Genomic DNA, 17627 nt, shown 5'->3' on the forward strand with positions numbered 1-17627 from the left:
TGGAGGGACGGCCGCCGACACGAAAAGTGTAATCTGAACTGAATTTTTGTAGGCGCGCTTACTGAACTGCGTTTCACCAGTTCAGCCGAGGCGTCGCCGTTCGACGGCGACGACGGCGAGTTCGTCGTCGAGCGTCACGCGCAGTTCCTCGTCGTCCAGCGGGATGTCCACGCGGACGCGCCACGGGTCGTCGTCGAGGACGGTGGTCCGGTCGCCGACGCACCACTCGAACGTCCAGTGCGGACTGTCCCGCAGGTCGACGCCGTGAGTCGCGTGGAAGCCGACGACGTCGGACTGGTCGAGGAGGCTGAGGCCGACGGGCGATCGGATGCGGTGGTCGCACTGCTCGCAGCGGTGGACCGAACAGGCGGCCACGTCGAGCGGTCCCGTCTCCTGCGACAGCGTCGTTCCCATTCGTCCGCCGCACTCCGGGCAGACGCCGTCCGCGGCGAGGCAGTGCAGGTGCCGGACGCGCTGGTCGAACGCGTGCGCGACTTCCTCGTCCGACCGGTCGGTGAGTCCGCCCGGCGGGAACGGCGCGTGCGCGTGCAGACGGCCGCAGTCCCGACAGCCGACGGAGATGTGTTCGTCGAGGTACGAGGCGGTGAGCGTGCCGCCGCAGTCGGCGCACTCGCCCGGCACCTCGAACGGTTCGACCGTCGGGTTCTCGTTGAAACTCCCCGAGAGGACGGCGCGGACCACCTTCTCGCCCGCGTGCCTGAACTCGTAGCCGTCGTCGGTCTTCGCGACGAACTGGCCGGTGAGTTTGCCGAGGTGGTAGTTGAACTGCGCGCTGTCGCGCATCCCGACCCGACGGCGGAGGTCCGAGAACGTCACCGGACGCTCCGGCGACCGCCAGAGGGCTTCGAGGATGGCGAGGCGCGTCTCGTTGCCGACGACGGCGAACGCCTCCGCGGGGGCGAGACAGTCCACACAGTCCGTGAGGAGTCCCTCGTCGCCCGCGTCTGTTTCGCTCATACCCTCCGATACCGGGTTCCGACGGCAAAAAGCCACGCACAAATTCGTTTAACTGGAATTAGGCGCTAAGTCCCCTTCCTCAAGGAGCAACGCAGGGAGCGAAGCGACTGAGTAGCGCAGTAGGGAGGGGATACAGCGCCGTCATCGTCTCACAAACACTCCGCGACGACTGGCCCACAGGCCCACGCAATCGCAACTCTTAGTTGTGTACTTTGTGTATAGTGTGTTGTGGCGACCCGCAAAAACATCTCCATCCGTGACGACCAAGAGGAGTGGATTCAGGACAACCACCTGAACCTCTCCTCGTTCGTCCAAGAGAAACTGGACGAACTCATCGAGGAACGAGAGTCATAGATGCACTACAACTACAAGTATCGACTCGACCCACCAGAAGCCCTCACCGAGACGCTTCTGCACCACATCGATACTTGTAGACAACTCTACAACCACGTCCTCTACAAACTCAACGAGGCAGACGACATTCCCGCCCGCTACGAGGTGCAGGGACGACTTCCCGACCTCAAATCGTGGTGGGACGACCTCGGAGACGTTCACTCGAAGGTATTGCAGATGGTCGTCAAGCGCGTCTACGACAACCTCTCCACGCTCAAAGCACAGAAGGAGAACGGACGCGCCGTGGGAATGCTTAAGTGGAAACCACCTCGGGAGTATCGGTCGCTCACCTACAACCAATCCGGCTTCGAACTCAAGAATACGAGTGGTCGGCCTGTCCTGTGGTTGAGCAAAATCGGTGAGATTCCGATTCACCTCCACCGAGAGATTCCCGAGAACGCGACCATCAAACAGGTCACGGTCAAGCGAGAACCCACGGGCAAATGGTTCGCCACGTTCGGTCTCGACGTGGACGAAGCCCCACCCGAGAAACCGGAGACGCCCGAGAAGGTCGTTGGCATCGACCTGGGGATTCTCAAGTACGCCCACGACACCGACGGATATGCTATCGAGAGTCCCGACTTCAGTGAGGAACGCGAGCGACTCGAATGCGCCCAACATAGCCTCTCGCGGAAGGAACACGGCTCGAACAATTGGGAGAAACAACGCAAGGTTGTGGCCGAACGCCACGCCGAGTTGAAGCGAAAGCGCCGTGACTTCCTGCACAAACTGTCGTCATATTATGCCCGCGAGTACGACCTTGTTGCGGTCGAGGACTTGGACGCGAAGGGATTGGTCGAACTACCGGGCAACTCTCGGAACCGGGCCGGAGCCTCGTGGGGGACGTTCCTCCGAATGCTCGAATACAAGTGCGAACGCAAAGGAACGCACTTTATCGCTGTGAACCCGCGAGGAACGACCAAAGAATGCGCGTCGTGCGGAACGGAGACGGACAAACCACTGTGGGTTCGTGACCATTCCTGTCCCGCCTGCGGGTTTGAGGCGGACAGGGACGCGAACGCGGCGTGGAACATCCTTTCTCGCGGTATCAACGATGTAGGAGTGGTTCACTCCGAATCAACGCCTGTGGAGACTGCGCTCCCTGTGGATACCTCGGTATCTGCAAAGCGCGTCGTGAAAACAGGAAGCCCCACCCTCAAGGAGCGAACGGCGTCAGTCGTGAGCGAGTAGGGTGGGGTAGTTCACGCACGACCGCAGCGGTCGGGTGACGGCGTCGATTCGGTGTCCGCGACGCGCACCCTTCAAGACACTCCAGTCCTAACGTCCGGTGAGATGAAAATCCGACAGAACATCCGGCACTTCGCCGCCAAGAAGGCGCTGACGATGCCGGTCGTCGGGGACATCGCCACGGAGAAACTGGTGGACCTGCACGTCCGCGTGTTCGGCGAGAAGGCCGACCCGGCCCACCGCGAGGAACGCGAACCGCACATGGAGGCGTTCTTCGACCTCACGTTCGATACGTACGTGGCGGCGTTGGAATCCGGCTTCTCCGAGGCCGAGGCCCGCGAGATAACGCATATCCAGGCGAACTTCGACTTCTACAACCACGGCTGGACGGAGATGATGGAGTTCCCCGCCGACGAACTGGAGGACCACTACGAACGATACGAGGAGTTCTTCCGGCGGTACGACATCGACATCGCCGACCCCCTCGGCGACTTCCGCACCCGCGAGGTGCCCGAGGCGCCGTCGACGCCCGAGAAACTCGACGACCCCGAACACCCCCACGCGGTGGGCGGGTTCGCGGACGACGTCTACGTCGAGAACGAGGCCGGCGAAGTCGTGGTCGGCGGACAGGAGGAACCCGAAGACGTCGACGTGAACGCCGCGCCCGGCGTGCAGGACGCCGACGTGGACGAGAGCGAAGCGTAGTCGCGCGAACGGCCCTTTCTTGTCGCGGCGCGACCGCTGGCGTCGTCGGCGACCGGTCGGACCGGGTCGCCGGAACGGCCTCGGAGCGAATCGAGTGAACCGGCGGAGCGGCCGCCGGCGCACCGACTGCCCGTCCGTCACTCCGAGAGCGTCCCGTCGCTCGCGGGCGGCGCAGCCATCTCTATCCGGCCGTCGCCGCCGACGACCACTCGCAGTCCCGCGTACCGGAACTGGACGGACAGCGCGGGCGGCCCCGACGACACCAGTGCGTCCAGCGCGTCCGGGTCGACGCAGTCGGCGAGTATCGGGAGATTTCGCGGGTCCCGATTCGTCCGGCGCGCGACTTCGTTCACGACGCGGACGCCGACTGGTTCCGACGACCGGTTCGTCCGTTGGTTCTCCAGTTGTGTCACCTCCAGTTTGCTAGTAGCACTCAGCATCGGTCAATAGCGCGTACGATTCTCGATTTCGGAGAAGTCTACTCGCGAGGGCGGGCGAACCGAGGGCGAACGCGTCCCCACCTCAGTCGTCCGCCGCCGGTGCCGCGCGCGCCGTGTCCACCACGCCCTCGGTCCACGTCCCCCGGAGGAACCAGAGGCCGGCGACGACGGCGCTTGCGACGTTCGAGAACGCGATGGCGTACCAGATGCCGGTCACGCCGAGGCCCGTCCACTCGACGAGGGCGTAGGCGGGCGGGATGCGGAGCACCCACAGCGAGAGCAAGGAGAACGCCATGGCGGTCCGGGTCGAACCGCTCCCGCGGAACCCGCCCGAGACGACCCGGAAGACGCCGAGGAAGGCGAACGCGGGCGCGATGATGCGGAGGTAGTCCACGCCGATGGCGACGACGTTCGGTTCGCCCGGGATGAACACCGCGACGATGGGTTCGGCGAAGAGGGTGCCCACGACGCTGACGACGGCGAGAGCGCCCGCGATGAGGCCGACGCCGAGGAACACCGCGCGCTTCGCGCGGTCGGCTTTGCCCGCGCCGAGGTTCTGCCCGACGGCGGTTTCGACGCCCTGTTGGAGGCCGATGGCCGGCAGGAACACCAGCGAGTTGAGTCGGTTGCCGATACCGAACGCGGCGACGGCCGCGGAGGTGTCGACGCCGGCCGCCGTCGCGCCCGCGTAGGCGACGAGTGCCGTCAGGGCCGTCACGCCGAGGGCGCGCGTGGACTGCTCGATGCTCGTCGGAGCGCCGATGCGCACTATCTTCCGCACCGTCTCGACCTTCAGGAGGAGGTCCTCCGTCGAGAGGTGGATGCCCACCCGTCCGGAGAAGAGCAGACCGAACCCGACGAGAGCGCCGACGCCGCGGGAGAACACCGTCGCGACGGCGGCGCCCTGCACGCCCATGCCGGCGAACCCGGTCAGGCCGTACAGCGTCGACTGGAGGTCGGCCAGTCCGAGCACGCCGAACAGGGGGTTGCCCTGGAACCCGAGGATGAGGAACGGGTCGATGACGACGTTCAGCACGACGCCGAACGCCATCAGGTACATCGGCGTGCGCGTGTCGCCCCACCCGCGTAGAAGCGCCTGAAAGATGAAGAAGCCGAACATGAAGTAGACGCCGAGGAAGATGGTCCGCGTGTACGACACCGACAGCGCGTGGACCTCGGTGCCGGGGGTCGTGCCGATGAGGGGCAGGAGCACCGGCGCGACGAGGTAGCCCACGGCGGAGAAGACGACGGAGAGCAGGGTGACGAAGGCGATGGTCTGCCCCGCGACGTGGTCCACCCGGTCGTCGTTGCCCGCGCCCTTGTTCTGGGCGACCAGCACGGTGCCCGCGACGGTGAACCCGCCGCCGATGGATATCATGAGGAAGACGATGGGCCACGAGAACGAGAGCGCCGAGACGGCGTTCTCGCCGACGCGGCCGACCCAGAACGTGTCCGCGAGGTTGTAGCCCACCTGCATCAACTGCGAGAGGACGATGGGGAGCGAGAGGACGAGGAGCGGTTTCAGCATGCCCCCTTCGGTGAGGGTCACGTCGCGCGAACTCACCGCCCGTCACCTCCGTCCGCGACCAGCGAGGAGAGGACGAACTCGTCGAGTGCGGCCGCCACCTCCCCGGGGGCGTCGTCGTCGCCCAGCGTCACGCGTTCGCTCCGCGCGCCGTCGAGTGCGTCGACGAGGAGTCGGGCCGTCCGGTCGGCGTCCACGTCGCGGAACGCTCCCGTCTCGACGCCGTCGCGGATGACGTCCGCGATGCGGGCCCGGATGACGCCCATGTTCGTCCGCAACTGCTCGCGATAGGCGTCCTCGTACGGGGCCTGCATCCGGACTTCGAGGATGGCGAGGCCGAATCGGTCGTACTCCGCGTCCTCGGTCCCACCGTCGTCCGCCGCGTCGGTCCCGCCGTCGCCCACGTCGCTCTCGACCGACTCGTCCTCTGGCAGCATCCGGGCCACGAGGCCGCGAAGTCGCTCTTCGGGGTCCTCGTCCTCGGTGTCCTCGAACTTCTCCTCGAACCGTTCGAGGAGGTATCGGAGGAACGCCACCAGCAGGTCGCGCTTCGTGTCGTAGTGGTAGTGGAGGAGAGAGGAACTCACGTCCGCCTCGTCCGCGATGTTCTGCATCGTCAGCCGGGCGAACCCGCGGGCGCAGAGCGCCCGATAGGTCGCCTCCATCACCGTCTCGTGCACGTCGGGGGGTGCCGACGCGTCCGTCCGTTCGGTCACTAACTGACTAGTCAGTCAGTCGCGGTAGAAAGGGTTTCGGTTCGTAGGCACCTGTCGGCTAACGAGAACGAACGTTCGTGAGAGACGGGGGCCGTCTCAGTCGTCCGCGACGGCGGACTCGACCGCCGGTGCGCGCCGTCGCTTCTCGGCGATGCGGTCGGCACACTCGTATCCCGCGACGATGCCGCCGTTCAGCGACCGTTCGGGGTACTGCGCCGCGGAGGCCATCCCCGCGTAGTAGACGCCGTCGGCCACGTCGTCGCCGAGGTCGTACGGCACCACCAGGTCGAGGTAGCCGCGTTCGTAGATGGGGCCCGCGCGGGGGTTGCGCGCGACGCGGAACTCCTCGACCGCCGCGCGGTCGAAGTCGGGGAACATCCGCGCGATCTCGTCGAACCACACGTCCGCCACCTCGTCGTCGTCCATCTGCCAGAGGTCCTCGTGGGGGCCCTGGACGTAACTGGCGACGTACAGGAGGTGGTCGCCGCCGTAGCGTTCCCGGGGGACGAAGTTCGTGTGCTCGATGAGCGACCCGAACGGGGCGTCGTGGGCGACGTTGAGCCAGTAGGTGTCCATCAGCGACTCCGACATCGTGGCGAGACCGCAGACGGCGCCCTGGAACTCGATGTCGCACTCGTGGCCGGTCAGGTCCTCGAGGACGTTCGGCATCGCCGCGACGACCACGTCGTCCACCTCGTGCGTCGCGGTTCCGTCCGCCGTCTCCACGGTGAGCGAATCGACCGACTCGCCGTCGGTCGCCAACTCCGTCACGCGCGCGTCCGTCGTGATGTTCTCGCGGCCGACGGCGTCCACGAGGGCGTCCAAGAGGGGCCGGAACCCGCCGTCGAAGTAGCCGAGAATCTCGCCGCGCAGGAGGTCCCGTTCCCCGCGGAAGCGGACGCGTCCGAGGAACCACGCGGCCGAGACGTCCTCCTTTCGGTCGCCGAACTTCCCGTCCAAGAGCGGGTCGACGAAGTTGTCGTAGACGCTCTGCGTCGTGTGTTCGACCACGAAGTCGCGGATGGGGACGTGTTCGTACTCGCTCAGGTCGTCGTAGGCGTCGAAGTCGGGGCGGCCGCCGCGCACGTCGATGCCCTGCGTGAGCATCCCGAGGCGGAACTTGTCGTAGAGGCTCATGTGCGGGTAGGCGGCTATCTGCCACGCGGTGTCAAGGGGGTGGACGGTGCCGTCCACGTAGTAGGCGTTCTTGCCGACGCGCCACTCCAGTCGGTCGCCGAGGCCCAGTTCCTGAGCGAGTTCGACGATGGTCTCCTCGGACTTCGAGAGGTGGTGGTAGAACTTCTCGATGTCGTCGCCGGCCGTCTCGTAGACGGCGGCCAGACCGCCCACGTCGTCCGTGGCTTCGAACACCTGCACGTCGTAGCCGTGTTGTCGCAACCGATACGCCGCAGCGAGTCCCGCGATTCCGCCACCGACGACGCCTATCATGGGTCGGGCTAAGCGGGCCCGTGGAAAATCCGTTTCGCTCGTTCGCAGAAGGAGGATTTATCGCACACGAGCGGAGAGAGATACATATACGGGGATGGACGGGTCAGTAAGTTGGCAGTTCGTCGCGTACGCACCACCGTTGTTGGTCGCCGCAGCGGTCCTGTTCGGACTCTCGCTGTACCTCGCCGGGCGGCACGACGTCCGAGAGCGGTTGCCGGAGGCGAACGTCGCCGCCCTCCTCCTCGGCGCGGCGGCCGTCTGGATTGGCGCGTACGGACTCGAACTGCTCCGCACGGATTACGCGACCAAGGTGCTTCTGAACCGCGTCGCGTACTTCGGGAGCGCGACGCTGCCGGTGCTCTGGTACGAGTACGTCCGCATCCACGTCGGCGGCGCGGAGGCCATCTCCCGGCGCAGACGGCTCGCCCTCTGGGCCGTCCCGGCCGTGACGCTCGCGTTGGTGCTCACGAACGGGTGGCACTCGCTGGTCTGGCAGCGGGTCTACCTGAACGACGCGATGGGCTTCGTCTCGCTCGTCAACGAACACGGGCCGGCGTTCTACGCGTTCTTCCTGTACGCCTACGGGGTCATCTTCGTCGGCATGGCCCGTCTCGTCGCCGTCGCACGCGATACGAGCGGCACCCGGCAGACGCAGGAGGTGACGCTGCTCGTCGGGGCCGCACTCCCGGCCGTCGGCGGCGCGATATACGCCGCCCCGTGGAACCCGTTCCCGCAGGTGAACCTCCCGGCAGTCGCGTTCGCGGCGGCCGCCGGCACAGTCGCGTGGAGCGTCGTCCGGCACGGGCTGTTCACCGTCGTCCCCGTCGGTTGGCGAGCGGTCGTCGAACAGCTCGACGAGGCGGCCATCGTCGTCGACGAGGCGGGACGCGTCCTCGCGTACAACCCCGCCGCGGAGGCGTACATGTCTCGGGACCCGGTGGCGACGTACGGCGCGGACGGCCGGGACGTGCTGCATCCGACCGTCGCCACCGCGGCGTGGCCGTCGGACGGTGGCGAAACGGCGACCGACGGCGGGGGGACAGTCGACGGCGGGACGGTCACCACCCGGAGCCTCGAACGAGTCGGCGAGGGCGTCCGGCACGTCGAGATACGGCGCTCGCCGCTCCGGGAGCGCGGCCGGCGGACGGGGTCCGTCGTCGTCGTCCGCGACGTGACCGACCGGCGCCGCCGGGAGATGCGTCTGCAGGCGCAGAACGAGCGACTCGACAAGTTCGCCTCGGTGGTGAGCCACGACCTGCGGAACCCGCTCAGCGTCGCCCGCGGCTACGCCGAGTTGGCCCGAGAGACGGGCGACGACGAACACTTCGAGCGAATCGACGAGGCGCACGACCGCATCGAACGAATCGTCAGCGACCTCCTCGTCCTCGCCCGCGAGGGCGACGTTCTGGGCGAGACGGAGACGGTGGTGCTGTCCGCCGCGGCCGAGTCGGCGTGGCAGTCCGTCGACGTCGGCGGCGACGCCGAGAGCGACGACGGGACGCCGACGCTGGTCGTCTCGGACGAGGCGACGTTCGAGGCCGACCCGGACCGGCTTCGACACCTGTTCGAGAACCTCTTTCGGAACGCCGTCGAGCACGGCTCTCGACGTGCCTCCGGTCGCTCTGCTCCCGGAGACAGCGTGGAGCACGGCTCCACGAGCAGCCGGCCAGCGGCCGACGACGCCGTCGAGCACGGGTCCGCGAGCGACGCGACGGCGCCCGACGGCCTCACCGTCGAAGTCGGGGCGCTCCCCGACGGCGGGTTCTACGTTCAGGACGACGGACCCGGAATCCCGGGGTCGGACCGCGAACACGTCTTCGAGCGGGGCTTCAGCACCGACGAGGGGACGGGACTGGGGTTGGCCATCGTCGACGAGATAGCCAGCGCACACGGCTGGGAGTCGAGGGTCGCCGAGTCCGCCGCGGGCGGCGCACGCTTCGAGTTCGCGCCCGTGAGCGAGTGACGAACGGCTGAACGGCGAGTTCTCCGCTTCGCTACCTTTTTATTCGCAGTTGGGGAAAAAAACGCCATGCGAACGGTTAGGGCACCCGCGACGAGTGCGAACCTCGGGAGCGGCTTCGACGTCTTCGGCGTCGCCCTCGACCGACCTGCGGACGTGATTCGAGTCGAACGCGCCTCGCGAACGACCATCGACGTGACGGGCGTCGGCAGTCAGTACATCCCCGAAGACCCGGAGAAGAACGTCGTCGGCGCCGTCGCGGAGGCGCTGGACGCCCCGGCGCACATCGAGATAGACAAGGGCGTCAGACCGTCGTCGGGGCTCGGGTCCTCGGCGGCGAGTGCCGCCGGCGCCGCCCTCGCGCTGAACGCCCTGTACGGTCGCGGCCTCTCGCGGACGGAGTTGGTGCCCGTCGCCGCCGAGGGCGAGGCCGTCGTCTCCGGCGAGGCGCACGTCGACAACGTCGCGCCCGCCCTCCTCGGCGGCTTCACCGTCGCCCGCGAGGACGAGGTGACCACCGTGGAGGCGGACATCGCGCTGGTCGCCTGCCTGCCGGAGATAGCCGTCTCGACGCGCGACGCCCGCAGAGTCGTCCCCTCGCACGCCGACATGGAGGACGTCGTCCACACCGTCGGATCGGCGGCGACGCTCACCGTCGGGATGTGCCGGTCGGACCCCGAACTCGTCGGCCGCGGGATGGACGAACGACTCGTCACGCCCGCCCGGTCGGAACTCATCACCGGCTACGGGGGCGTCCGGTCGGCGGCACTCGACGCCGGCGCGACGGGCGTCACCGTCTCCGGCGCCGGCCCGTCCGTCCTCGCCGCCTGCTACCCCGACGACCGACGCCGCGTCGCCGCCGCGATGATAGACGGCTTCGAGGACGCCGGCGTGGAGGCGCGCGCGTACCAGACGCGCGTCAGCGACGGCGCGACCCTGTTCTGAGCCCCGGACGACCGCGGATGCACACGGCCAGTCGGTCGATTCAGCCTCCGTGGCTGCCGCTAGCGTGGTTCGAGACAACACGTCTTCGAGCAGATATTTCACGCCGACCGGCGTAGTTTCGGCTGTATGAAACGAGCACTCGTCGTCGTCACGCCCGGGAACCGCGGGCGTCGCCTCCTCCGCGAAGCGGGAGCGTACGCCGAAGGCACAGACACCGAACTCGTCCTCCTCACCGTCGTTCCGGAGGAGGAGTTCGAGGAGAAACGCCGAGCGGTCGCCGAAATCGGCTCCTCGGACGCCGTCTACACCCTCGAACAGGCCGAGGAGTCGGCCGAACGCGAGGCGACAACCGTCGCCGACGACGCGTTGGCGGGACTCGACGTCTCCTACCACGCCGTCGGCACCATCGGCCGCGAGGCCGACGCCATCCTCGACGTGGCCGACTCCGAGGACGCGGAGCACGTCTTCCTCGGCAGTCGCCGCCGGTCGCCCGCCGGGAAGGCCCTGTTCGGCGACGTGGCGCAGACCGTCCTCTTAGAGTTCGACGGTCCCGTGACGCTCCTGATGGGCGAAGACGTGGACGAGACGCCCGGCACCGACGCCGTCGCGTAGTCGTCGACGACCGCCAGACGGTGATTTTTCGACGACCGACCGCCGCGACGCGCAGCGTCTTCGAACGGCAGTGAATCGAACGAGAGCAAGTCGAACGACGGCGAGTTAAACGGGAGCGAGTCGAACGACGGCGAGAGAACGAGCGTCCGGAAGCGACTCAGACGCCGCGGCCCTGCAGTTTCTCCTCGTCGGGCAGCGTGGCGTTCGCCTCGCCCTTCATCCCCGCGCCGAGGTTCGAGGAGATTTCGGCGAGTCGCTCGGGGTCGTCCCAGTTGTTGACCGCCTCGACGACGGCCTCGCCCATCTCCTCGGGGTTCTCGGCGCCGAAGATGCCGGACCCGACGAAGATGCCGTCGCAGCCGTGGTGCATCATCAGGGCGGCGTCGGCGGGCGTGGCGATGCCGCCGGCGGCGAAGTTGACGACGGGCAGGCGGCCCATCTCGGCCGTCTCGTGGACGAGTTCGGCGGGCGCTTCGTGTTCGCGGGCCCACTTCTCGCGCTCCTCGAACGTCTTCCCTTCGATTTCGCGGATTGCGCCCTTGATGTTGCGCTGGTGGTGGACGGCCTGGTTCACGTCGCCCGTGCCGGCCTCGCCCTTCGTGCGAATCATCGCCGCGCCCTCGTCGATGCGGCGGAGCGCCTCCTGCAGGTTGCGGGCGCCGCAGACGAACGGCGCGGTGAAGTCGCGCTTGTCGATGTGGTAGCGGTCGTCGGCGGGCGTCAGCACCTCGCTCTCGTCGACCATGTCCACGCCGATGGCCTCCAGAATCTGCGCCTCCTTCGTGTGTCCGATGCGGGACTTGCCCATCACCGGGATGGAGACGGAGTCGATAATCTCCGACACGTCGGCGGGGTCGGCCATCCGGGCCACGCCGCCGCGCTTGCGGATGTCCGCCGGGACGGCTTCGAGCGCCATCACCGCGACTGCGCCGGCCTCCTCGGCGATTCGCGCCTGCTCGGCGTCGACGACGTCCATAATGACGCCGCCCTTCTGCATCTGCGCGAAGCCGCGCTTGACGAGTTCCGTCCCGCGACGGAGTTCCTCTAGATCAGTCTCCTCGGGCATGTCCTGAGGTTACGGTCGGACCCACTTAAGCCCAACCAGTGCGCGGTCGAACGTCAGTCGCGCCGGACGTCGCAGCCGAGGTCCGAAAGCGCCGCGAGCGCCGACTCCGCGTCGTCCTCGGCGACGAGGACGTGGTCCGTGGAGTACGCCGACAGGACGAACACCGCCACGTCGCGTTCGGCGAGCGCCGACGCCACCGCGGCGAGAAACCCGACCAACTCGAAGGGGAGGACGACGTCGAACGTCAGGAGCGTCCACCCGGGGTTCGTCCGGGTGACCGCTCGCTCGTCCACTCGCGCCTCGGGGACGACGTGGGTCCGCTCCCGTCCGTCGTCTACCGTCGCGAACGCACCGGGCACGTCGCCGTCGGCGGTGACCACGGCGTACGTGTCGGGCGCGACGACGACGGGACAGCCTTCGAGGACGGACGAGGGGTCCATGCGTCCCGTCGGCGAGCGACGACGATAGCGCTACGAATCCGGACGTCGAGCGCCCCGAGCGGCGGTTCCGCGCGACTGCGGCGCGGACGCCGGGGACGCACCGATGCAAGCGCGGTGACGCATCGGTGCGAAACTCGGGGGATGTGCCCACCCCCGACGGAACCGCCACCGATTTGTATCGGTCGGACTTCCCCCACACATGGCACCGTCCACCGGTCTCCGACGCCTCGCGGACGGCGACGGACTCCCGCCCGCGGACCGACTGCCGTGGTGGCTCTCGCCGCTCCCCGAGTGGCTGGAGAACGTCGGTCTCAACCTCGTCTGGGTCGTCGTCGCGATAAACCTCCTCGGGACGGCGTTCGGCTTCTGGTACTACGGCTTTCACCCGATTCCGCTGTCCGACCCGTTGATAACGTGGCAGTTCGCCGCCGAACCGGTCGTCATGTGGCCGTTCGTCCCCGACAGTCCCATCGCGACGCTGTTCATCGCCGCCGCCTTCGGCCTCTGGAAACTCGGTCGGACGAACGAGTACGTGAACGCGCTGGCGTTCTTCGGCTGCTGGAAGCTCGGCCTGTGGACGCCGTTCGTCCTCGCGACGTTCTCGGAGGCGTTTCTGGAGATAAATCCGCTCCCGATGTACCTGTTCCTGTTCTTCAGCCACCTCGCGATGGTCGTCGAGGCGTTCGTCATTCACCGCATCTCGGACTTCCCGGTGCGCGCCGTCGCCGTCGCCGTGGTCTGGTACGGCTTCAACGACGTGGTGGACTACTTCTATCCCATCGTCGGCGACCCCCACCACACGTCGCTCCCCCTCGCGGACGCCGCCCCGTTCGCCGGCAGCACCGTCCTCCAGATAGCCGCCGCGGGCGCCGTCGTCCTGACGCTGGTGGCGACGTTCACGTCGCTCGCGACGCGCGTGAAGAAGTTGGAGTCGGGGTCGCTGCGGCCGTAGCGCCCGGCGTCGGGGCCGGCAGTCGGGTCTCGGAAGTCGCCCGCGGCCCTAGAAAGTGGGGTGGTACACTGATACCCCCGGACGTTCAACGTCCATCGATGAGTGACCTCTACGACGCCGTCGCCGACCTCCCGTTGCGAATCGGCGACACGGCGCGGACGCGACGCGACAGAGACACCTCCAGCGGATTCCGTCGCGCGACGACGACGTTCCACCTCCGCGGGGACGGCGTCGCCGGCCACGGCGAGGACGTCTCCTACGACACCGACGACCACGACGCCCTCGAGAGCGCACCGGCGTTCGACCTCGGCGGCGAGTACGGGTCGTTCGACGCCTTCTCGGACCGCCTCGACGAACTCGACCTGTTTCCGACGGCCGCCCCCGCACGCGAGTCGGCCGAGCACTACCGCCGGTGGGCGCTCGAATCCGCGGGGTTGGACCTCGCGCTGAAGCAGAACGACCTGTCGCTCTCTGAGGCGGTGGGGCGAACGCCCAGTCCGCTTCGGTTCGTCGTCTCCACGCGCCTCGGCGACCCGCCGACGACCGACCGGGTGGACGGCCTCCTCGACGCCTACCCCGGCACGGAGTTCAAACTCGACCCGACGGTCGACTGGACCGACGAACTGGTCGACTCGCTGGCCGCCACCGAGTCGGTCCGCATCGTCGACCTGAAGGGCCACTACGAGGGGACCGAGGTGGACCAGGACCCGGACCCCGCCCTGTACGAGCGGATTCTGTCCGGCTTTCCCGACGCGGTCGTCGAAGACCCGGCGCTGACCGACGAGACCCGGCCCCTGTTCGACGGCGAGGAGGACCGCGTCTCGTGGGACGCGCCGATAACGGGCGTCGAGTCGGTCCGAGACCTCCCCTTCGAACCGTCGTGGCTGAACGTCAAGCCGTCGCGGTTCGGCACCGTCGAGTCGCTGTTCGAGACCATCGAGTACGCCGAGGAACGCGACGTGTCGCTGTACGGCGGCGGCCAGTTCGAACTCGACGTCGGGCGCGACCACGTCCAACTGCTCGCCGCCGTCTTCTACCCCGACGGCCCGAACGACGTCGCGCCGGGCGCGTACAACGACCCCGACGTGGCGACGGACCTGCCGACGAGTCCGCTCGACGCGCCGTCGAACACCGTCGGACTCGCGTGGGAGTGAGGTGAGCGGGTCGGGACGGACGCGTGTCGACGGCGGTGGGTCTCTGTCGACCGACCGCACCCCCTGCCCCCTCGACGCGGCGTCTCACGTCTCGTTCTCCAGCCGTCGAACGCGAATCGCGAGTGCGAGAAACGTGCCGAGAACCGTCAGACAGACGGCCGCGGCGGCGGCGACGTCGTGCGCGCGGACGGAGTGGTCGCCGGCGCCGGCGAGTCTGGGACCGAAGTACGTGTGGTGGTAGTCCCCGACGAGGGGGAGGAAGTAATCGACGACGTCGTTGAAGCTGAACCAGACCGCGGGGACGGCGACGGACGGGACGGTGAACTCGGCGTACCGGTGGACGACGAACGCCTGAAGCCCCATCCCGAGGTGGCTGACGAGGAGGAACCACTGGTAGGGGTCGCCGGTCGCGAACACGTCGTTGACGGCGACTTGGACCACGACCACCCAGAACCCGTACTTCAGGTTCCCCACGAACGCCAGCGCGTGAATCCAGTTCCGGTCCCGGCCGACCTTCCACGACACCAGACTCGCGACCATGAACAGCGTCACCAGCGGGCTGTCCGGAACCGCGGGCCAGATGACGGGCCGGCTGTTCGCGAGCTGAAACCGGTAGTGCCAGAACCCGAACGCGGTGCCCGCGAGGTTGACCGCGACGAGCACCCACGCGAGGCGGAGGGCTATCGATTCGACCGGGTCGGGAAGCGGCGAGAGGTACGCCGGGAGGTCGTCTGCGGGGGGAATCCGAGCCATCGCGGCTACCCTCTTTCGAGGGCGGTCACTCGGGCGTTTCGCTCCGGCCGCCGGGACGTTCGCGAGTCGATGGACCGAACGTTCGCTCTCGGCGGTCGTTTCGGCGACGCGGTTCGCCGGGGAAGCGCGTTCCGTACGGCCGACCCACCTCGTGCGGGCGGGCCGTCTCGTGCGGCCGGGCCGCTCAGTTCCCCGTGCGCGAGAGTTCGTCGGCGTCGGCGCCGGCGTGCGACCGGACCCACAGTTCGCCGATGCGCGACAGGCGGGTTCGGTAGGACTTGCCGTGTTCCTCCTGTTCGATGTAGCCCTTGCCGCCGGGACCCAGCCTGTCGACGTTGTAGATGACCTTCGAGCGGAAGGAGTCGGTGTACTCCTCGTTCATGTCGCGGGCGAGCGTCTCGGCCAACTCGGAGACGGACTCGAACTCGCCGTACTCGCCCAACTCGAACAGGATTATCTCCTCGAACGGCTTCACGCTGGAGAAGGAGGCGACGGGGAGTTCGACGATGTGTTCGCCGCCGATGCGCTTGGCGCCGATGGTCGTCCCGCGTTCGTCGAACTCCTCCAGCAGGTCGGACGCCGAGTCGAACCGCTCGCGGACCCTCTCGTCGGCGACGTCGTCGCCGTCGAGCATGTCGCCCAACAGGTCCCGGGCCGCCCGAACCTCCTCTGCGAGTTCGGTCTCCAGGTACTTCTCGGGAGCCGTGTAGTAGGTGTGGATTCGCTCTCTGTCCTCCTGCCGTTCGACCATCACCGAGTGGGCGGCGGTGGCGAACGCGAACGAGACGGGCCGCGGCATCGCCGAGACGTTCACCCACACCTCGCTGTCGTCGGCCTTGTCCAACTCGGTGTTGATGAGGTGGTACGCCTGTTCGAAGGCGGCGTCGTAGTCGTACACGTCCTCGACGACGACGCGTTCGGTCTCCGCGCCGAGGAGGTTGCGGAAGTCCTTCTCCAGTTTGGTCGAGAGGTTCCGGGAGTACTCGACGTTCGCCTCCGACCCCACCGCCCCCTCCAGTAAGATGACGTGGTCGACGTCCAACTGGTCGCGGATGAGCGGCGCGATGAGTCGGTCGTAATCGAACCCGACGGGGACGACGTGCGTCTGCATACCTGGTAGTTGCCGTCGGAGGTTAAAAATGGACAGAGACGGCTCGGCGGGCGGTGACGCCGAGCGGTCCGTCCCGCCTACGCCCGCCGCCGCCACGTCGGCGCGTCAGCGAGCGTCGGCACCGCCGCGTCGAGGTCCATCCGCGCCGCGCCGTAGAACCGCTCTCGTCCCACCGGCGTGCGGAGGCGGACGACGTCGGTGTGCGTCGTCACGCGGTACAGGGCGAGCGTCCACGACGACCCGGTGTGCTCCCACTCGCCGCGGAGGGTGGCGTCGTCGTCGCCGACGACGCGCGACCCGAGTTCCCAGCTCAACCGACTCGGACAGTCCACCTCGAACGGGACCACGGCGGGGAGCGTCGCGCCGTCGCAGCCCTCGCGAGAGACGTGTGTGGCCATACCACGTGTCGCGTGGTCTGTGTATAAAAAAGATAATCGTTCGCTCGCGTCACTCGAAGGCGGTCAGGTCGAAGTGCCGCCCGCCGCGGAGGTAGTCGACGCCGACGAACAGCAACGGCAGGCCAGAGACGGCGGTGACGGCCGAGAGGAACGCGTCTTCCGCCCCGCCGCCGAGCATGCGCGTCGCGTTCAGGACCATCCCGACGCCGAGGGCGACGTCGGCGACGCCGGCGAAGGCGTACCACGGCACGTCCCGGCCACCGACGGGCACCGACGCCCGGAGGCCGGCGACGGCGAACCCGAACCCGGCGACGAAGAAACAGCCGAGGAGGACGGCGGTGAGGATGGTGTGCGGCGGGCTGAGGACGGCGAACGCGACGGACCCGGGGAGGAAGACGGCGGCGGGGACGAGGAGGAGGGCGCGGCGGTTCACACCGGACGCTCGGCCGACGACGGGGTAAAGCCACCGTCTGCGCGGACTGTCGTGTTTCGTGGTGCCAACGCACATGCAGGCTTCACGACCTGTCGGGCGACCGGCGCGGTGTGACGGCGTTCAAGACGTACAATCGGCGGTACCCCGAGGCGTTCCCCGACTTGGAGTAGGAGGTTCGGGACGTGGTGGCCGGCGAGGACAGAGTAGCGTTCCACGCGCGGATGTGTGGGGCGTTGGAGGGGGAGTTCCGGGGATTCGACCCGACGGGCGAGTCGTTCGAAGCGGAAGGAATCGTCATCGCCCGCGTCGAGGACGGGAAGACCGCCGAGCGGTGGGCGAGTTACGACGCCCTCGGGATGCTGCGGCAACTCGGCCTGTCGGACGGGGCCACCGAGTGAACGGAGCGGAC

The 17627-nt window shown here is 67.9% G+C and carries 20 protein-coding genes; 9 read left to right on the top strand and 11 right to left on the bottom strand.

The genetic code is table 11. The features are described 5' to 3' along the window. Positions 1-81: 81 nt before the first annotated feature. Positions 82-978: a winged helix-turn-helix domain-containing protein gene (locus BM310_RS13390; RefSeq protein WP_089808506.1), complete on the bottom strand. Its 897-nt coding sequence runs from the start codon at positions 976-978 to the stop codon at positions 82-84. 228 nt (positions 979-1206) lie between these two features. Between BM310_RS13390 and BM310_RS21870 the strand changes: the two genes are divergently transcribed. From BM310_RS21870 to BM310_RS13400, 3 genes are all read left to right on the top strand, one after another. Next, positions 1207-1332, top strand: a complete 126-nt coding sequence (locus BM310_RS21870; RefSeq protein WP_255473514.1) for a hypothetical protein — start codon at positions 1207-1209, stop codon at positions 1330-1332. Continuing rightward, positions 1333-2562 (top strand): RNA-guided endonuclease InsQ/TnpB family protein, encoded by a 1230-nt coding sequence (locus tag BM310_RS13395; protein WP_089808508.1) that lies wholly within the window; start codon positions 1333-1335, stop codon positions 2560-2562. 102 nt (positions 2563-2664) lie between these two features. Continuing rightward, on the top strand, positions 2665-3264 hold the full coding sequence (locus tag BM310_RS13400) for a DUF6149 family protein (protein WP_089808510.1): 600 nt from the start codon (positions 2665-2667) through the stop codon (positions 3262-3264). Positions 3265-3401: 137 nt separating this feature from the next. Here BM310_RS13400 and BM310_RS13405 read toward each other — a convergent pair whose 3' ends face one another. From BM310_RS13405 to BM310_RS13420, 4 genes are all read right to left on the bottom strand, one after another. Next, positions 3402-3704, bottom strand: coding sequence for a HalOD1 output domain-containing protein (locus tag BM310_RS13405; RefSeq protein WP_177232619.1), 303 nt, complete (start codon positions 3702-3704; stop codon positions 3402-3404). Between the two features lie 82 nt (positions 3705-3786). Next, complete coding sequence (locus BM310_RS13410) at positions 3787-5232, bottom strand: MATE family efflux transporter (RefSeq protein ID WP_089809241.1); 1446 nt, start codon at positions 5230-5232, stop codon at positions 3787-3789. Positions 5233-5264: 32 nt separating this feature from the next. Then, the gene (locus tag BM310_RS13415; RefSeq protein ID WP_089809243.1) at positions 5265-5894 is read right to left on the bottom strand and encodes a TetR/AcrR family transcriptional regulator; all 630 of its coding nucleotides are present in this window, start codon (positions 5892-5894) and stop codon (positions 5265-5267) included. A 147-nt stretch (positions 5895-6041) separates the two neighbouring features. Further along, entirely contained in the window at positions 6042-7394 is a 1353-nt protein-coding gene (locus tag BM310_RS13420) for an NAD(P)/FAD-dependent oxidoreductase (protein WP_089808512.1), read from the bottom strand. Between the two features lie 94 nt (positions 7395-7488). Here BM310_RS13420 and BM310_RS13425 point away from each other — a divergent pair, with 94 nt between their 5' ends. The 3 genes from BM310_RS13425 to BM310_RS13435 all read left to right on the top strand — a co-directional run bounded on the left by BM310_RS13425 (position 7489) and on the right by BM310_RS13435 (position 10911). After that, on the top strand, positions 7489-9357 hold the full coding sequence (locus tag BM310_RS13425) for a histidine kinase N-terminal 7TM domain-containing protein (RefSeq protein ID WP_177232620.1): 1869 nt from the start codon (positions 7489-7491) through the stop codon (positions 9355-9357). Positions 9358-9423: 66 nt separating this feature from the next. After that, entirely contained in the window at positions 9424-10299 is an 876-nt protein-coding gene (locus BM310_RS13430; RefSeq protein ID WP_089808516.1) for a homoserine kinase, read from the top strand. Between the two features lie 126 nt (positions 10300-10425). Continuing rightward, entirely contained in the window at positions 10426-10911 is a 486-nt protein-coding gene (locus BM310_RS13435; protein ID WP_089808518.1) for a universal stress protein, read from the top strand. A gap of 157 nt (positions 10912-11068) precedes the next feature. Here BM310_RS13435 and pdxS read toward each other — a convergent pair whose 3' ends face one another. Both pdxS and BM310_RS13445 read right to left on the bottom strand, forming a co-directional pair. After that, on the bottom strand, positions 11069-11977 hold the full coding sequence (gene pdxS, locus BM310_RS13440; RefSeq protein WP_089808520.1) for a pyridoxal 5'-phosphate synthase lyase subunit PdxS: 909 nt from the start codon (positions 11975-11977) through the stop codon (positions 11069-11071). Positions 11978-12030: 53 nt separating this feature from the next. Next, on the bottom strand, positions 12031-12417 hold the full coding sequence (locus BM310_RS13445) for an ACT domain-containing protein (protein ID WP_089808522.1): 387 nt from the start codon (positions 12415-12417) through the stop codon (positions 12031-12033). A gap of 199 nt (positions 12418-12616) precedes the next feature. On the opposite strand from BM310_RS13445, the gene BM310_RS13450 reads away from it, so the two are divergent. Together BM310_RS13450 and BM310_RS13455 are read left to right on the top strand one after the other, a co-directional pair. After that, positions 12617-13369 (top strand): DUF1405 domain-containing protein, encoded by a 753-nt coding sequence (locus BM310_RS13450; protein ID WP_089808524.1) that lies wholly within the window; start codon positions 12617-12619, stop codon positions 13367-13369. Between the two features lie 98 nt (positions 13370-13467). Next, complete coding sequence (locus BM310_RS13455; protein ID WP_089808526.1) at positions 13468-14523, top strand: hypothetical protein; 1056 nt, start codon at positions 13468-13470, stop codon at positions 14521-14523. Between the two features lie 84 nt (positions 14524-14607). On the opposite strand, the gene BM310_RS13460 is transcribed toward BM310_RS13455, so the two are convergent. The 4 genes from BM310_RS13460 to BM310_RS13475 all read right to left on the bottom strand — a co-directional run bounded on the left by BM310_RS13460 (position 14608) and on the right by BM310_RS13475 (position 17218). Then, a complete protein-coding gene (locus BM310_RS13460) occupies positions 14608-15276 on the bottom strand; it encodes a DUF1405 domain-containing protein (RefSeq protein ID WP_089808528.1) in 669 nt (222 codons plus the stop codon). 184 nt (positions 15277-15460) lie between these two features. Further along, positions 15461-16387 (bottom strand): HFX_2341 family transcriptional regulator, encoded by a 927-nt coding sequence (locus BM310_RS13465; protein WP_089808529.1) that lies wholly within the window; start codon positions 16385-16387, stop codon positions 15461-15463. 77 nt (positions 16388-16464) lie between these two features. Next, positions 16465-16785: a hypothetical protein gene (locus BM310_RS13470; RefSeq protein WP_089808531.1), complete on the bottom strand. Its 321-nt coding sequence runs from the start codon at positions 16783-16785 to the stop codon at positions 16465-16467. Between the two features lie 49 nt (positions 16786-16834). Beyond that, positions 16835-17218, bottom strand: a complete 384-nt coding sequence (locus tag BM310_RS13475) for a hypothetical protein (RefSeq protein ID WP_089808533.1) — start codon at positions 17216-17218, stop codon at positions 16835-16837. Positions 17219-17400: 182 nt separating this feature from the next. Between BM310_RS13475 and BM310_RS13480 the strand changes: the two genes are divergently transcribed. Then, a complete protein-coding gene (locus tag BM310_RS13480) occupies positions 17401-17616 on the top strand; it encodes an ester cyclase (protein ID WP_089808535.1) in 216 nt (71 codons plus the stop codon). The last annotated feature ends 11 nt before the right edge of the window (positions 17617-17627 follow it).

Source organism: Halogeometricum rufum (assembly GCF_900112175.1).
In the GTDB taxonomy this organism is placed as follows: domain Archaea; phylum Halobacteriota; class Halobacteria; order Halobacteriales; family Haloferacaceae; genus Halogeometricum; species Halogeometricum rufum.

Coding starts and splice junctions, on each gene's coding strand:
- BM310_RS13405 (WP_177232619.1), bottom strand. CDS start 3,704: ATGCTGAGTGCTACTAGCAAACTGGAGGTGACACAACTGGAGAACCAA.
- BM310_RS13450 (WP_089808524.1), top strand. CDS start 12,617: ATGGCACCGTCCACCGGTCTCCGACGCCTCGCGGACGGCGACGGACTC.
- BM310_RS13460 (WP_089808528.1), bottom strand. CDS start 15,276: ATGGCTCGGATTCCCCCCGCAGACGACCTCCCGGCGTACCTCTCGCCG.
- BM310_RS13425 (WP_177232620.1), top strand. CDS start 7,489: ATGGACGGGTCAGTAAGTTGGCAGTTCGTCGCGTACGCACCACCGTTG.
- BM310_RS13455 (WP_089808526.1), top strand. CDS start 13,468: ATGAGTGACCTCTACGACGCCGTCGCCGACCTCCCGTTGCGAATCGGC.
- BM310_RS13415 (WP_089809243.1), bottom strand. CDS start 5,894: ATGGAGGCGACCTATCGGGCGCTCTGCGCCCGCGGGTTCGCCCGGCTG.
- BM310_RS13395 (WP_089808508.1), top strand. CDS start 1,333: ATGCACTACAACTACAAGTATCGACTCGACCCACCAGAAGCCCTCACC.
- BM310_RS13410 (WP_089809241.1), bottom strand. CDS start 5,232: ATGCTGAAACCGCTCCTCGTCCTCTCGCTCCCCATCGTCCTCTCGCAG.
- BM310_RS13430 (WP_089808516.1), top strand. CDS start 9,424: ATGCGAACGGTTAGGGCACCCGCGACGAGTGCGAACCTCGGGAGCGGC.
- BM310_RS13390 (WP_089808506.1), bottom strand. CDS start 978: ATGAGCGAAACAGACGCGGGCGACGAGGGACTCCTCACGGACTGTGTG.
- BM310_RS13400 (WP_089808510.1), top strand. CDS start 2,665: ATGAAAATCCGACAGAACATCCGGCACTTCGCCGCCAAGAAGGCGCTG.
- BM310_RS13465 (WP_089808529.1), bottom strand. CDS start 16,387: ATGCAGACGCACGTCGTCCCCGTCGGGTTCGATTACGACCGACTCATC.
- pdxS (WP_089808520.1), bottom strand. CDS start 11,977: ATGCCCGAGGAGACTGATCTAGAGGAACTCCGTCGCGGGACGGAACTC.
- BM310_RS13445 (WP_089808522.1), bottom strand. CDS start 12,417: ATGGACCCCTCGTCCGTCCTCGAAGGCTGTCCCGTCGTCGTCGCGCCC.
- BM310_RS13470 (WP_089808531.1), bottom strand. CDS start 16,785: ATGGCCACACACGTCTCTCGCGAGGGCTGCGACGGCGCGACGCTCCCC.
- BM310_RS13420 (WP_089808512.1), bottom strand. CDS start 7,394: ATGATAGGCGTCGTCGGTGGCGGAATCGCGGGACTCGCTGCGGCGTAT.
- BM310_RS13435 (WP_089808518.1), top strand. CDS start 10,426: ATGAAACGAGCACTCGTCGTCGTCACGCCCGGGAACCGCGGGCGTCGC.